Raw genomic sequence first — 13843 nt, 5'->3', positions numbered from 1 at the left:
TTACTATCCACTTGGCTCTGGAGAGTATTCGCCCGACGGCGCCCCGGTCAAACCCACCTTCCGAATGGGAAATGCATGGACTCCCTCACCGTTTACAGCGCCCCCTGGTGCGGCCACTGCCAACGCCTGAAGTCCCAGCTCACCCGGGCCGGCATCCCCTTCACGGAGGTGGACGTCGACCACACCCCGGGGGCGATCGAGCGCATCACCGAGATCGGCGGTGGCTCCTGGCTCATCCCGACCGTGGTCATGCCCGACGGCACCGGCCTGGTCAACCCGAGCCTGCGGGAGATCCGCGAACGGCTCGGGTCAGCAGAAGGCGGGGCACCGGCCGCCCCGTGAGCCCCGGCTCAGGCGAACAGCGGCTCGACCAGCAGCACGACGCCGAAGACGGCGAACGCGGCGGCGGCGCCGTACTTGATGACCTTCTCCGGCAGGTGCTTGCCGAGCATGCGGCCGACCAGGATGGCCAGCGCGTCCGCGGCGACCATGCCGACCGTCGAGCCGAGCCAGGTGCCGAACCAGCCGTACTGCGTGGCCAGCGTGATGGTGGCCAGCATGGTCTTGTCGCCGAGTTCGGCGAGGAAGAACGCCACGGTCACCGCCACGATCGCCGACCTGGTCGTACGGCTGGCCTTCTGCTCCTCCTCGTCGGTCAGCTCGTCCCCGCGCAGTGTCCACACGGCGAACCCCAGGAACGCCAGGCCCGCCACGATCGTGATGGCCGTGGTGGGGATCAGGTCACCGGCCAGCCTGCCCAGGCCGACGCTGACGAGGTGGACGACCGCGGTGGCCAGGGTGATACCGGCCAGGACCGGCCACGGTTTGAACCTGGTCGCGAAGGTCATCGCCATGAGCTGGCTCTTGTCGCCGAGTTCGGCGACGAAGATCACGGCGAGACTGATCCAGAATGCTTCCAACGAGCTGCCCTTCCGCGCGCGGCCGGGCCGGAAGGGGCACCCGGGGAGTCTCGGGCACGACTTCGGCCCGGCGGCATCGATGTATGCCTGCCAGGCCGAAGGTCTCGTCCGCCTCGGCGTCTCCGCCTCAAGGCCCGCGCGACCGGGCGCCGTGGCGCCAGTATGTCGATCACGCGATTGGGACTACTCCCCCTCGGGTGTTACCGGTCCACGATAACAGGCGCCCGCAAATGCCCTCACAGGCCGGTTCCGACCATCACGGGCTCGTTGACCAGCGTGACCCCGAACTTCTCCAGCACGCCGTCGCGCACCTCGCGGGCCAGGTCGAGCAGTTCCTCGGTGGTCGCAGAAAGCTCGGGGTTGGTCATGGCCAGGGTGTGCTTGGTCGAGATGCGTGCCGGGCCGCGCCGGTAGCCCTTGGGGAAGCCCGCGTTCTCGATCAGCCAGGCCGCGGGGACCTTGACGGAGCCCCCGGGCATGTCCCAGCGGGGGAAACCGGGCACGCGCAGGTCGAGTTCGGCCGCCTCGGCCGCGCTGAGGACCGGGTTGGTGAAGAACGAGCCCGCGCTGTGGGTGTCCGGGTCCGCCGGGTCGAGCACCATGCCCTTGCCCGCGCGCAGGGCGAGCACGGCCTCACGGGCCCGCCCGAGCGGCACCCGCTCCCCCAGCTCGACACCCAGCCTGAGGGCCAGCTCCTTGTAGGCGACCGGCCCGGACAGGTCGTCGGCGGCCAGCTCGTAGGTGACCGAGAGCACGACGTGCCTGCCGAGTTCCTCCTTGAACGCGCTGTCGCGGTAGGCGAAGCCGCACTCCGCCGCGTCCATGTCCCTGACCTCGCCCGTCCCGCGGTCGTAGACCCGCACCCCGGTGATCGTCTGTGACACGTCCTGCCCGTAGGCGCCGACGTTCTGGATCGGCGTCGAGCCGACCAGCCCGGGAATGCCGGACAGGCACTCCACCCCGGACCACCCCTCGGCGACGGTCAGGGCGACCAGGGCGTCCCAGTCCTCCCCCGCCTGCGCGGTGACCCGGACCCTCCCACCCTCGGCCTCGGTCCGCACACCCCTGGACGCCACCCGCACCACCAGGCCGTCGAAGCCCTCGTCGGCCACCACCAGGTTGCTGCCGCCACCGAGCACGAGCACCGGCTCCCCCGCCGCGTCCGCCGCCGCGACCAGCTCGACGATCTCCTCCGCCGACCCGGCCTCGGCGAACGCCCTCGCGGCCCCGCCCAGCCCCAACGTCGTGTACGGCGCCAGCCGTACCCCTGCGACCCGCTCAGTCATGCGCTTCCCCACGCCCGGTGCGACAATCCGGCGACCAGCCTACGGGGAGCCGCTATGTGGAGCGGAGCAGGCCGAGCACCCGGTCGTAGGTCCTGCGCGACTCCCTGTCCCGGTAGGCCGGATCGACGTCGTGGTAGCCGCGGTGCCGTTCCTGGTGGACGGGCAGGTCCCGGTCGAGGGCGACGACCGTGCCGGGCAGCAGCAGGGAGAACTCCAGGTCGGCGTTGCGGTAGTAACGCGCGTCACGGGAGAAACCGCCCGCCGCGAGCGCGGCGTCGCGGCGTACGGCGAACAGGTGGCCGAGCACCCCCTTGACCTCCCCGGGCCCCGCCTCGTGCCAGTCGTGGCCGTCCTCCCCCGGGTCGACGCCCTTCCAGCCTGCCGCGACCACGTCGTCCTCAAGCACCTTGATCAGGGGGGTGATCGCGTCGCCGTCCAGGATGGTGGAGGTCTCCATCACCACGTGCACGTCCGCGCCGTCGAGCTTCAGCAGTTTCGTACGGCTCTCGCCCCACCCCGCCGTGCCTCCCCGCCAGTGCGCGATCTCGGCCACATGCCAGGCCTCGACCCGGTGGGGGTACTCCTTGACCAGTTCCTCAAGGACCTCGCCTGCCCCGTCGACGTTGCCCAGGTCGAGGGCGATGATCCTGGCCTCGGTGCGGGCGACCACGGCCCTGACGCACTCAAGCAGGTCCTCCGGCCAGCCGTCCACCACGAGCGCGACCGTCACGCTCGGCGGCGCGACCGGCTCCTCGGGCTCGACCGGGGTGACCTCCTCGTCCAGCCGGGAGACCGACAGGCTGGCGTCCCACAGCAGCTGGGATTCGATCATCCGCTCGGGGTCCCCGCGGTCCTCCCCGGTCCTGTCGCGGCCACCGGCTCCGGAGGCGTTCCCCGGCCCACGGTTCTTCCCGGCTCTGCCGGTGAGTTCGACGCCCTCGGGCTCCTGGGCGGGAGCGGCCTCGGTCCCGGCGACCCGTTCGGCCTCCAGGTCACCGAGCCGTTCCGGGCGGGCGCCGGGTGCCGCGGCCTCCCGCACCCGCTCGGCCTCCGAGGTGCCCTCCTCAAGCGGTACGGTGCCGGTCACCCGGCCCGCTTTCACCGATCCCTCGGCATTCTCCGGATTCATCGGCTTTTCGGGTACCGGTACGGCGCTGACCGTCGGCCACACCTCGAAAGACGGCCGGGGAACCAGGTCGAAACCCTCGCCGAGCGCGCGGACGAGCCAGCCCTCGGCCTCGATCTCCCCGCGCAGCGTCTCCGCCCCCGCGAGATCGTCACCGGTCCTGGCCCTGACCCACCGCTCGGCGAGAGCGGTCACGTGAGGTGGTACTTCGCTCATTCCAGGACGCTACCCACGCACGGAAGGAGAAATCAGGCGAAACAAATCCCGCCGGGCACGACACTCCACCCCCGGACCCCGGGGCCCGGGGAGGCCGTACCGTCAGGCCAGCTGGACCACCGCGCGGGCCTTGGAGAGCACCCTGGAGTCGGCGGAACGGGCGGTCAGCGCGACCACCACGCGCTTGTCCTCAAGCTTCTGCTCGATGAGGCCGCTGACCGTGATGACCGCCCCCTGCTCGTCGTCCGGGACGACCACCATGGAGGAGAAGCGCACGCCGTAGTCGACGACGGCTCCGGGGTCGCCCGCCCAGTCGGTGACGAACCGGCCGCCCTGGGCCATGGTGAACATGCCGTGCGCGATGACGTCGGGCAGGCCGACGGCCTTGGCGAAGCGCTCGTTCCAGTGGATGGGGTTGAAGTCGCCGGAGGCCCCGGCGTACATCACCAGGTTGACGCGGCGGACCGGGTAGTCGACCGCGGGGATCTCCTGCCCCGTCTCGACGTCGTCGTACTTGACCGTCGCGGCCATCAGCCCGCCCCTCCGCGCTCGACGATGGTGTTGTAGGTCGTGCAGACAGGCTCGCCCTCGACCGTGGAGACGTCGCTCCTGACGGTGATGAGCTCGTTGCGGCCCACGCTGCGGATGTCGGTCACCGTCGAGACGGTGACCAGCTCGTCGCCGGCGTGGATCGGCCGCTGGTACTCGAAACGCTGCTCACCGTGGACGACCATGGCGAAGTTGAGCCCCAGCTCCGGGTCGGCCAGGATCGAGCCGCCCGCCAGGCTGAACACGATGGGGAAGGTCGGAGGGGCGATCACGTCCGGGTGACCGACGGCCCGCGCGGCCTCGGCGTCCCGGTAGACCGGGTTGTCGTCCCCGATCGCCGCCGCGAACTCCCTGATCTTCACACGGCTGACCTCGTAGGGCGGAGAGGGCGTGGACGCCCGCCCGACGAAATCGCGGTTCAGAGCCATCGTGCTCCTTTACGGATATCGAGCTGGTTGGGGGCCGCCGGTACGGCCACCAGGAAACCGTAGCCCTCCCCGGCCCCCGCGCGGCTGTCGGTCATGGTCAACACCCGGACAGGAAAGCTGTGCGAACGCGACAAACCGGCGCCCTCTCGAAGAGGACGCCGGTTCGCGTTGAGTTTGCGGGTGCTACCGAGGCAGCCGTCTCCCGAAGAGATGCGGGAGTCCTCGCGAGAACTAGCGGGTCTCGCGGTGCGCCCGGTGCGTCTTGCAGTTGGGGCAGTACTTCTTCAGCTCAAGCCGATCCGGGTCGTTGCGCCGGTTCTTCCGCGTGATGTAGTTGCGGTGCTTGCACTCCTGGCAGGCCAGCGTGATCTTCGGCCTAACGTCGGTGGCAGCCACTTGGGAGTGCCTTTCTACGTTCGGGACTGGGACAACCCGCACCGGTGCCCCGTAAGGGAGACCGGGAGGGTAGTAGCGGAGGCCGGACTTGAACCGGCGACACAACGATTATGAGCCGTTTGCTCTGCCTGACTGAGCTACTCCGCCTTGGAGCCATCTGAGTGACGGCCCCCGCAAGGATACCCGACCTGTGGACTGACTGCGTACTTGCGCAGGTCAGGGCCATCTTCCGGGTTTCCCCGGTTATGCCCCGTCCACTCGCCGGGTCCTTGAGCGTCTTGCGGTGGGCCTCAACGTCCACCCAAGCCGAAAGCCCCAACCGATTGGTCAGGGCCTGGAGGCTGTCGAGCCCCTTTACGGAATCGAACCGTAGACCTTCTCCTTACCATGGAGACGCTCTGCCGACTGAGCTAAAGGGGCCTGCCCGCTCTGACTTGGCGTCTTTTCTTCGCCTCGTCGCTGCGGACAGGTGTAACCATACACGGCTCGGCGGCGTGATGCGAAATCAATCCGGATCATCACGGGACCGGGGCCCGCGCCCACGCCAAGTGGTCACCAAGTGCCACATAAGCGGCCTCTCGCATCGTGGTCTCACCACGAGACACACCACCGAGGAGAGAGCCGTGACGACCCCCGAACTTCTGGGTTTCCAGATCACCCATCGCGCCATGCGAGGGGAGACCCGCCGCCTGTCCGTACTCGCCACCGAGCTGGCCGAGGGAAGGCAGACGGCCGACGTGGCCCGCGCGGCGGCCGTCGGCGCCTACGTCACCCGGCTGTGCGCGGGTATCCACCACCATCACGTGTCGGAGGACGAGGTGCTCTGGCCCGTCATCGAACGGTCCGCGGGGGCCGAGGTCGACCTTCGGGACCTGAGCGACGACCACTCGGAACTCGACCCGCTGCTCGCGGAGGTCGTCGGCCAGGCCGCCGCCTTCGCCTCGACCGTCTCGGCCGGGGACGCCTCCCGCCTCGCGGCCCTGCTCACCAGGCTCGCCGACATGCTCGACGAGCACATCGAGGAGGAGGAACGGCTGCTCTTCCCGATCATCATGAAGTACGTGTCCGTCGCCGACTGGGAGAAGGTCGAGAAGGCCGTCCGCAAGGGCGGTGACATCAGGACCGAGCTGCCCAGGATCGAGGAGTACGCCAGGCCCGAGGAGCTGGTCCGGCTGCGCAGGATGGCGGGTCCCGTGCTGACGGTGCTGCTCTCCCTGCTGCGCGGCGGCCACCGCCGCCGCAGGCGGATGATCTACGGCCCCCTCGCGGACGGCTGAGCGCTCTCAGGTCTCGCGCGCCGAGGCCAGGGCTCGGGCCGCCTCACGCGCCCAGTGCGGGGAACCGATCCGTTCCGCGACCCGTACGGCCCTGGCGTAATGGCCTGCCCCGTCCTCGCCGAGGAGCTCCGCGAGGTCCCCGAGGACGTGTGCGACCGGCCCCAGGGTCACCGAGCCCGACGACAGCCCGGCCAGCTCGTCGTCCCACGGCAGCAGGTCCTCGTAACACCGCCGGGCGACCTCCCGATCGCCCAGGGTCACGGCGTTACGGGCCCGCAGCGTCAGCCGGATCAGCCAGTAGTAGTCCTGCCTGGCCCGCCAGTACGGCTCCCAGACCGCCCTGGCCTCCTCGTGCCTCCCCTCGGCGGCCAGCGCCGCGACCAGCAGTTCCGAGGTGTCGGGCGGGAGCAGCTCGTAGACGGCCCTGATCTCCTCGACGTCCTGGGGCAGCCCACCGGCCAGGCGGGTCACGAACCGGCCGAAGACACCGACGGCCAGGGCCTGCGGCCCCCCGGCCGCCGCCATCCGCTCCGCCGTACGCGTGTAGGAGCGCTCGGCGGCGGCGAAGTCGCCCCTGACCAGCAGGACCAGGGCGTCCAGCATCGCCAGCACGCTCAGCGCCAGCCCCAGCTGGCCGGTGGTCGAGTGTTCGAGCGCCCGGTCGGCGTGGTGACGGGCGGCGGCCAGGTCGTTGCGGCCCAGGCTCACCATGAAGAGCGCGTGGTGGCCCTGCATCCGGTATCCGGGCAGCCCGGCGCGCCCGCCGAGCTCGACCAGCTCCCGCCCCACCGCTTCGAGCTCGGCCCGCCGGTGCGGCGTCAGCAGGACGAAGTAGCGCGCGTTGAGCGCCAGGCAGACCAGTTCGGCGCGGCCCGACTCCCTGGCCAGGCGCAGCGCCTCGGCGCTGTGGACCTCGCACTCCTCCTCCCGGTGCCCTTCGAGCTCGAAGGTGAGCGTGGCCAGCAGCCTGCAGCGGGTCTCGTCGTCGTTCTCGCCGGTCAGGGCCTCCTCGACGGCGGCGACGAACTCCTCGTCCACCCGCCGGGCCGGCTGGATGGACCAGGTCACCGGGGCGTCGTAGGCGGTCAGCGCCCGGGTGAGCCCCGTCCCGAGCCGCCGCGCCACCTCGATGGCCCGCCGCCGGTCCGCCCTGGCGGCCAGCACGTCGCCCACGTGCGCCTCGGCGCCCACCAGGCCGCACAGCAGGTCGAGTCGTTCCCTGTCGTCCTCGACGAGGCCGAGCGCGCCCCGGTAGAGGGCCCCCGCCTCCCGGTGGGCGTGCAGGTCCGCCGCCCGCCGCGCCGCCGCCACCACGTACGGCACCGCCCGCCCGGCCGTGGCCGGGGTCGCGGCGGCCAGCGCGTGGTGTCCCAGGGCCAGGACGTCACCCGGCCTGGCCCGTTCGAGCGCCCCGAGGACCCTGCCGTGCAACCGGGTACGGCGCAGCCCCGGCGTGTCCTCGTAGAGGGTCTCGCGGACCAGGACGTGGGCGAAGCGCACCCGCCCGGGGGCCGGCTCGGTCAGCAGCCCCGTCATGACGCCCGCCTCAAGCCCTTCGAGCACGGTGTCCTCGTCGCACCCTTCGAGCGCGAGCAGCACGTCCACGTCCACGTCCCTGCCGACGACCGCCGCGTCCCGCAGCGTGGTCCGCGCGGTCGCGGGCAGCCTGGCGATCCTGCGCCTGATCAGGTCCCGCACCCCGGGTGGCAGGGCCAGGGCGGCTCCCGTGCCGTCCGTGCTGATCAGCCTGGCCGTCTCGGAGACGAAGAGCGGGTTGCCCCCGGTCCGTTCGGCGACCGCGCGGACGGTCTCCGGATCGACGTCGTGTCCCGAGCGTTCCCGCAGCAGTGTGGCCACGTCCGCGACGTCCAGGCCGCCCAGGGCGAGCCGGTGGGTCTCCCGCCCGGCCAGGGCGGCCCAGGTCGCCTCAAGGTCGTCGGTCGTCTCGGCGCTCCGGTAGGTGGCCAGCACCATGATCTCCACGGTCGCGAGCCGTACGGCCAGGTGGCGCAGCAGGCGCAGTGTCTCGGCGTCGGCGCGGTGGACGTCCTCAAGCACGACCAGCAGCCGGGTCCCGCCGGTCACGACGCGCGTCAGGTAGTCCTCGGCCGCCATGGCGAGCCGGAACCGGCCGGTCGCCGGGGTCTCGTCGGCCAGCAGGGGCGCGAGCCGTACGGCGAGGTCCTCCTGGGGCGGGCGGACGGCGGCCAGGGCGCGCAGGGCCTCGCTCCACGCCCATGCCGGCGGCGCCCCGCCGTCGGTCTCCGGGCACCGTCCGGTGACGGTCAGCCATCCCCTCCCCGCCAGGCGCCGGGCGAAGGCGTTGGCGAGCGTGCTCTTGCCCGCGCCCGCCTCCCCGCCCAGCCAGACCGTGCGCGGCCCACGGCCGTCGGCGACGGCGTCGAGCGCGGCCAGCTCCGCCGTACGGCCGACCATCTCGACGGCCGGTTCCTCGGACGGCATCGGGCGTGGGGACGGCAGGGGACGTTCCGGTACGGCCGAGCGCAACCGGGCCGCGTGGGTGAGGATGTCGCTCTCCAGGGCGCGCAGTTCGGGGCCGGGATCGACGCCGAGCTCCTCGGCGAGGGTCTCGCGGGCCCTCCTGATCGCGGCCAGCGCGTCCGCCTGCCGCCCCGCCCGGTAGTGGGCCAGGGCGAGCAGCCGTACGGCGTTCTCTCTGAGCGGGTGGGCGCGGACGTGCTGTTCGAGCCGTACCTCGGCGTTGCGGCCGAGGGCGAGCAGCGCCTCGGCGCGGTGTTCGACGGCGGCCAGCCGCAGGTCGTCGAGGCGCGCGGCCTCGGCTACGGCCCATTCCTGGTCGGCGAACTCGGCGTAGGCCTGCCCCTGCCACAGCGCCAGCGCCCGGTCCAGCAGGTCGAGCGCCCGTGCCGCCCCGTCCCCGGCGAGCGCCGTGGCGGCCTCCTCGACCGTCGCGGCGAAGGCCCAGGCGTCGACCAGTTCGGGGTCGAGTCGCAGCCGGTAGCCGGGCGCGGCGCTGACCAGCACGGTCGCGGGGGTACGGGGCCGCCGGTCGGGTTCGAGGGTCCGCCGCAGGTTGGACACGTACACCTGGAGCGCGGCCAGCGCCTTGGGCGGGGGTTGTCCACGCCAGAGGTCGTCGATGAAACGATCTGTCGAGACCACGTGGCCGCCCGCGGCGACCAGCCGGGCCAGTACGGCCCGCTGCCGGAAGGCGCCCAGGTCCGCAGGACGACCGTTGACCTCCGCCTGGAGCGGACCAAGAACACGCAACATAACGGAAAGTAGCGTATTTCACATTACGCAAAGGAGCGCGATGTCCCAGGAACCACGCAGGGCGGCGATCCGGGCGCTCGACGAGAGCGACCGGCGGCACTGGTACTGGTACGGCAGGGACGGCGACGGCCACGTGTGGCTGTTCGAGGCCGTCATCGACGACGGCGGCGAGTACTGGCCCGTCAGGCACGCCGAACTCGGCGCCGACGGCGTCGCCCGCCGGTACTCGTGGCGGCACATCTCCGACGAACACGGTTTCCTGGCCGAGGGCCCGCTCTATCCCGACGACTTCGGCCTGAACCCGCTGACCGAGGAGGAGTTCGCCACCCTGTGGGACGCGCTCGGCGGGTGATCCCCTCTCACACGACGAGCGCCGCCTGGATCTCCAGGAAGATCTGCACCTTCTCCCCCAGTGTCAGCCCCTCACCGCCGGGAATGGGGCTGTTGAAACTGACCCCGAAATCCGTGCGGTCGATCTCGCCGCGCGCCGAGAAACCGACCCGGGCACCGGCCCTGGGGTCCGGAAGATAGGGGTCGGGGCCGAAGCCGTTGATCTCGACCCTCAGCGGGACCGGGCGGGTGACCCCCTTGAGCGTGAGTTCGCCGTCCAGGACGAACTCCTCCCCCTCACGCCGCAACGCGTCGGCGTGGTAGGTCAGGGTCGGATACCTGTCGATCTCCAGGAAGTCCGCCGAGCGCAGGTGGTCGTCCCGCTGCGGGTTTCCGGTGTCCACCGAGGCCAGGTCGACCCGCGCGGTGACGCTCGACTCCAGCGGGTCGGCCCCGGTGACGATCCGCCCCTCGAACGCGGTGAACCGCCCGCGCACCTTGCTGATCAGCAGGTGCCGTACGACGAAACCGACCTCGGAATGGGCCGGATCTATCGTCCACGTCCCCGTCACATATCCCGGAATTTCCACGGTCTGTGTCACTGTCGCCTCTTCTGGTATGCCGGATGAGCTACACGACCTCATCCTGGAATGCCGGGAGGAAGGACACAAGAACGCACTTCGGCGCCAATCTGCGACCTGGAGACGACCATGGAGCCCTTCGTGGGCTTTCTGTTTTCCGGCCCCTTCGTGAACACCGTTTTTGAGAAGCCCGGAAATCGGAAAGACCGCATTCTCGAAGTGGTTCCCCGTACGGGAAAGACACCTTTCCCGTACGGCGCATTTCCGTACGGCGGATTTCCCGTACGGCGGGGCCGGGTTTCAGGAGGCGTCGAACAGGGCGCTGACCGACTCGCCGTCGTGGATGCGGCGCATGGCCTCGGCGAGCACGGGGGCGATCGACAGGACGCGGAGCTTGGAGTCCGGCTTGAGATCGGGAAGCGGGACGGTGTTGGTGCAGACGATCTCCTCGACGTCCGGCTGCTCCCCCAGCCTGTCGAGGGCCCCTGCGGCGAACACCCCGTGGGTGCAGGCGATCCGCACCGACCTGACGTCCCGCTCGCGGAGCCGGTCGAGCAGTTCGATCACGGTCGTGCCCTTGGCGATCTCGTCGTCCAGGACGATGACGTCCTTGCCGGTGACGTCGCCGATCACCGAGCCGATCGTGACCCGGTCGTCGCTGAAGCGCTGTTTGGCCCCCATCGCGACCTCGGTGCCCAGCAAGCGGGCGAAGGCCGCGGCCTCCTTGGCGTTGCCCAGGTCGGGAGAGACGACGACGGTGTTGGACAGGTCGTACTGCCGGAAGTGGGCGGCCAGCTCGCGCAGGGCGTGCAGGTGGTCGACCGGCACGCTGAAGAAGCCGTGCACCTGCGGGGAGTGCAGGGTCATGGTGAGCACCCGGTCGGCGCCCGCGGTCGCCAGGATGTCGGCGACCAGCCGCGCCCCGATCGAGATGCGCGGGGCGTCCTTCTTGTCGGAGCGCGCGTAGGAGAAGTGCGGCATCACCACGGTCGTCCTGGCCGCCGACGCCCCTCGCGCGGCGTCCAGCATCAGCAGCAGCTCGACCAGGTTCTCCTGAACCGGCGGGACGAGCGGCTGGATCAGGAACACGTCCCGTTCCCGGCAGTTGGCCTGCAACTGCACCTCAAGACAGTCGTTGGCGAACCGTTTGATCCTTACCGGATGCAGCGGTGTCCCCAGGTGGGAGCAGATCTCCTCCGCCAGTTCAGGGTGGGCGCTTCCGCTGAACACGGTGATGTCTCGCACAGCCGCTCCTCGCTCGGACTGGTGCTGAATCGGTCAGGCGAGACGCATGTTACATGTGCCCTCAAATCGGACTTACCCCCACTCCGTTGGCGCCTTCACCAGGTGGAAACGCCCGGATGTCGACCTGATCGCCGAAGGAGGGACCGAAAGTGTCGGTCCCCCTCCCTACCCTTGGCCGCGACCTACCCTTGGCCGCGACGGCGGCGCGCCACACGTCCCTCACCCGACCTCACGAATCGAGACAGGATCTTGAGCACAGTCATCTCCCAGGACGGCACGGTCGTCGACTACGACCGATACGGTGACGGACCCGCCGTCGTCTTCGTCGGCGGCGCCACCCAGCACCGTGCCATCGACCACAACACCGGCCAGGTCGCGCGACTGCTCGCCGCCGAGGGCTTCACCGCCGTCGACTACGACCGGCGCGGCCGTGGGCGCTCCGGCGACACCGCGCCGTGGGCGCTTGAGCGCGAGGTCGAGGATCTCGCCGCGCTGGTCAAGGCCGTCGGAGGGACCGCCACCCTCTACAGCAGTTCCTCAGGGGCCACCGTGGCCCTGGCCGCCGCGGAGGCCGGGATCGGCGTCACCGCACTGGCGCTCTACGAACCGCCGCTGTTCGCCGGTGCCGACCACACCGAGCACCTGGCCGCGCTACGCGCCCTGCTGGCCAAGGGCGAGAACGACGAGGCGATGCGTTACAACCTGACCTCGGTCATCGGGGTTCCGGCCGAGGTCGTCGACGGGATGGCCCAGTCTCCCGGCTGGGCGGAGATGGTCTCCGTCGCCCCGACGCTCGTCTACGACCTCGCCGGCGTCCACGAGATCAACGTCGACCCCGACTGGGCCGGTCGTTGGTCCTCGGTCACCGTGCCGACGGTGGTCTACTCCGGTGACCAGACCTTCCCCGGCCTTCCCGAGGCCGCCGACGCGGTGGCCGCGGCCCTGCCCAACGCGACCCGCCGCGTCCTTCCCGGCCAGGGCCACGGCCCCGCCCCCGAGGCCATCACCCCGGTGCTCCTGGAGTTCCTTCGCTGAGTCCCGGTTCTGTCGGACCTCCCTGGCATGATCCCTGTCGTCCGAGGCGACATGCCGCGTTCGAGGGGAGCATGGGCGATGAGCGTTGACGATGTCCGAGAGCGTGCCGTCCAACCGGAGGATCTCAGCCGGTTCGTCGTGGAGCGCCTCAACGCGGGCGACGTCGAGGGGCTGGTGGCGCTCTACGAGCCGGACGCGGTGCTGGCGCTGCCCGGCGGCCTGCTCGCCCGGGGGGCCGACGAGATCCGCCAGGCCTACACACGGCTGGTCGGCGACCGGCCCGTCTTCACCCCCGGACGGAGGCTGCCCGCGCTGCGCAACGGCGACCTGGCGCTCACCTCTGTGCTCCTGCCCGACGGCGGTGTCACCGTCGAGGTGGCCCGTCGTCAGAGTGACGGCACGTGGCTGTGGACGATCGACCAGCCCGACCTGCTGGGGCGGTGACGCCCTCGGTGTTCACTCGGGCTCCGGGACCGGTGGTGCGGAACGGCGTCCGCTGAGGAAGCGGGCGCCGACGAAGCCGACGAACAGGGCGGCGAGCGTCCACACGACCGTCTGACCGATGGTCGTGATCCGTTCGTTCCTGCCCGGAGGAAGCACGACCATCTGTACGGCCGCGCCGACCGGCACGACCATCCTCGCGAGAAGACCGATCGCTCCCGGCCGTACGGCACAGGCACCCACGGCCCCCAGGGGCGCCCCGAGGACGACACCGGCCACCCACCATATGGGCGATTCGGAGAGATACCAGGAGAGCAGCGGTTCGCCTCTCCAGACGGTGTCCACGAAGGCGTAGGCCGCCGTGGCCGCGAGCAGCGCCACGGCCCCGGCAACGGCCCCCCGGACGAGCGGCCTGGAAGTCCTCTCCCCTGGGTCACCCCCCATGGTGCGGGCCATCAGCCATCCCATGGCGACCGCCAACCCCGCCCAGGCCCAGCCGGAGTCGATCATCACGCTCACGATCTCGATGGCCGACGCCCCACTGGTCGTGGCGACCCGGCTTTCGAGGTCCGCGTAGTGGTTGGAGGTCGCGTTGACCAGAGAGGTCGCCGCCCCGAAAACCGCCCCGAACAGCACCCCGATCCGGACGCTCGCTCCGAGCTTCACGAGTCTCACGGACGAATGTTCTGCGGTCATGCTTCTTACTTCTACCGCATATGGCCTGACATGCCGGATCATCCACTGGAATACCGGTCCAC

The 13843-nt window shown here is 70.7% G+C and carries 15 protein-coding genes and 2 tRNA genes; 5 read left to right on the top strand and 12 right to left on the bottom strand.

Annotated elements, in window-relative coordinates; all coding sequences use genetic code 11:
- Positions 1-75: 75 nt before the first annotated feature.
- Positions 76-342, top strand: a complete 267-nt coding sequence (locus tag ABZ470_RS19770) for a glutaredoxin domain-containing protein (RefSeq protein WP_362912690.1) — start codon at positions 76-78, stop codon at positions 340-342.
- 8 nt (positions 343-350) lie between these two features.
- On the opposite strand, the gene ABZ470_RS19765 is transcribed toward ABZ470_RS19770, so the two are convergent.
- The 8 genes from ABZ470_RS19765 to ABZ470_RS19730 all read right to left on the bottom strand — a co-directional run bounded on the left by ABZ470_RS19765 (position 351) and on the right by ABZ470_RS19730 (position 5341).
- Positions 351-920, bottom strand: a complete 570-nt coding sequence (locus ABZ470_RS19765) for a TMEM165/GDT1 family protein (RefSeq protein WP_352010777.1) — start codon at positions 918-920, stop codon at positions 351-353.
- A 236-nt stretch (positions 921-1156) separates the two neighbouring features.
- Positions 1157-2206 (bottom strand): UDP-N-acetylmuramate dehydrogenase, encoded by a 1050-nt coding sequence (locus ABZ470_RS19760; RefSeq protein WP_362912688.1) that lies wholly within the window; start codon positions 2204-2206, stop codon positions 1157-1159.
- 52 nt (positions 2207-2258) lie between these two features.
- Positions 2259-3548: a hypothetical protein gene (locus ABZ470_RS19755; protein ID WP_362912686.1), complete on the bottom strand. Its 1290-nt coding sequence runs from the start codon at positions 3546-3548 to the stop codon at positions 2259-2261.
- Positions 3549-3650: 102 nt separating this feature from the next.
- Positions 3651-4079 (bottom strand): MaoC family dehydratase, encoded by a 429-nt coding sequence (locus tag ABZ470_RS19750; protein WP_352010780.1) that lies wholly within the window; start codon positions 4077-4079, stop codon positions 3651-3653.
- A complete protein-coding gene (locus ABZ470_RS19745; RefSeq protein ID WP_352010781.1) occupies positions 4079-4525 on the bottom strand; it encodes a MaoC family dehydratase N-terminal domain-containing protein in 447 nt (148 codons plus the stop codon). Before ABZ470_RS19745 ends, ABZ470_RS19750 begins: the two co-directional genes overlap by 1 nt.
- Positions 4526-4756: 231 nt before the next feature.
- On the bottom strand, positions 4757-4921 hold the full coding sequence (gene rpmG, locus ABZ470_RS19740; protein WP_036325591.1) for a 50S ribosomal protein L33: 165 nt from the start codon (positions 4919-4921) through the stop codon (positions 4757-4759).
- Between the two features lie 73 nt (positions 4922-4994).
- A tRNA-Met gene (locus ABZ470_RS19735) sits at positions 4995-5068 on the bottom strand.
- Between the two features lie 200 nt (positions 5069-5268).
- Positions 5269-5341: transfer RNA gene (locus ABZ470_RS19730), tRNA-Thr, on the bottom strand.
- A gap of 203 nt (positions 5342-5544) precedes the next feature.
- On the opposite strand from ABZ470_RS19730, the gene ABZ470_RS19725 reads away from it, so the two are divergent.
- Positions 5545-6198, top strand: a complete 654-nt coding sequence (locus tag ABZ470_RS19725; protein WP_362912684.1) for a hemerythrin domain-containing protein — start codon at positions 5545-5547, stop codon at positions 6196-6198.
- Positions 6199-6204: 6 nt separating this feature from the next.
- Here the strand turns inward: ABZ470_RS19725 and ABZ470_RS19720 are convergent, their stop codons facing one another.
- Entirely contained in the window at positions 6205-9453 is a 3249-nt protein-coding gene (locus ABZ470_RS19720) for a BTAD domain-containing putative transcriptional regulator (RefSeq protein ID WP_362912682.1), read from the bottom strand.
- Between the two features lie 40 nt (positions 9454-9493).
- Here ABZ470_RS19720 and ABZ470_RS19715 point away from each other — a divergent pair, with 40 nt between their 5' ends.
- Complete coding sequence (locus ABZ470_RS19715; protein ID WP_352010784.1) at positions 9494-9805, top strand: hypothetical protein; 312 nt, start codon at positions 9494-9496, stop codon at positions 9803-9805.
- 7 nt (positions 9806-9812) lie between these two features.
- Here the strand turns inward: ABZ470_RS19715 and ABZ470_RS19710 are convergent, their stop codons facing one another.
- Together ABZ470_RS19710 and ABZ470_RS19705 are read right to left on the bottom strand one after the other, a co-directional pair.
- Entirely contained in the window at positions 9813-10385 is a 573-nt protein-coding gene (locus tag ABZ470_RS19710; RefSeq protein WP_362912680.1) for a YceI family protein, read from the bottom strand.
- Between the two features lie 279 nt (positions 10386-10664).
- Positions 10665-11609, bottom strand: a complete 945-nt coding sequence (locus ABZ470_RS19705) for a ribose-phosphate pyrophosphokinase (protein WP_352010786.1) — start codon at positions 11607-11609, stop codon at positions 10665-10667.
- Positions 11610-11858: 249 nt separating this feature from the next.
- On the opposite strand from ABZ470_RS19705, the gene ABZ470_RS19700 reads away from it, so the two are divergent.
- Complete coding sequence (locus ABZ470_RS19700; RefSeq protein ID WP_352010787.1) at positions 11859-12644, top strand: alpha/beta hydrolase; 786 nt, start codon at positions 11859-11861, stop codon at positions 12642-12644.
- A gap of 78 nt (positions 12645-12722) precedes the next feature.
- A complete protein-coding gene (locus ABZ470_RS19695; RefSeq protein ID WP_352010788.1) occupies positions 12723-13088 on the top strand; it encodes a nuclear transport factor 2 family protein in 366 nt (121 codons plus the stop codon).
- 12 nt (positions 13089-13100) lie between these two features.
- Here the strand turns inward: ABZ470_RS19695 and ABZ470_RS19690 are convergent, their stop codons facing one another.
- Positions 13101-13760: a hypothetical protein gene (locus tag ABZ470_RS19690; protein WP_352010789.1), complete on the bottom strand. Its 660-nt coding sequence runs from the start codon at positions 13758-13760 to the stop codon at positions 13101-13103.
- Positions 13761-13843 lie beyond the last annotated feature (83 nt).

Source organism: Streptosporangium sp. NPDC020072 (assembly GCF_040631445.1).
Classification (GTDB): Bacteria; Actinomycetota; Actinomycetes; order Streptosporangiales; family Streptosporangiaceae; genus Streptosporangium.
This window is presented reverse-complemented; position numbering and strand designations above follow the sequence as displayed.

What these genes read in the sequence shown, in the direction of transcription:
- ABZ470_RS19770 (WP_362912690.1), top strand. Translation starts at nt 76, where the DNA reads ATGGACTCCCTCACCGTTTACAGCGCCCCCTGGTGCGGCCACTGCCAA.
- ABZ470_RS19760 (WP_362912688.1), bottom strand. Translation starts at nt 2,206, where the DNA reads ATGACTGAGCGGGTCGCAGGGGTACGGCTGGCGCCGTACACGACGTTG.
- ABZ470_RS19755 (WP_362912686.1), bottom strand. Translation starts at nt 3,548, where the DNA reads ATGAGCGAAGTACCACCTCACGTGACCGCTCTCGCCGAGCGGTGGGTC.
- ABZ470_RS19750 (WP_352010780.1), bottom strand. Translation starts at nt 4,079, where the DNA reads ATGGCCGCGACGGTCAAGTACGACGACGTCGAGACGGGGCAGGAGATC.
- ABZ470_RS19745 (WP_352010781.1), bottom strand. Translation starts at nt 4,525, where the DNA reads ATGGCTCTGAACCGCGATTTCGTCGGGCGGGCGTCCACGCCCTCTCCG.
- ABZ470_RS19720 (WP_362912682.1), bottom strand. Translation starts at nt 9,453, where the DNA reads ATGTTGCGTGTTCTTGGTCCGCTCCAGGCGGAGGTCAACGGTCGTCCT.
- ABZ470_RS19715 (WP_352010784.1), top strand. Translation starts at nt 9,494, where the DNA reads ATGTCCCAGGAACCACGCAGGGCGGCGATCCGGGCGCTCGACGAGAGC.
- ABZ470_RS19695 (WP_352010788.1), top strand. Translation starts at nt 12,723, where the DNA reads ATGAGCGTTGACGATGTCCGAGAGCGTGCCGTCCAACCGGAGGATCTC.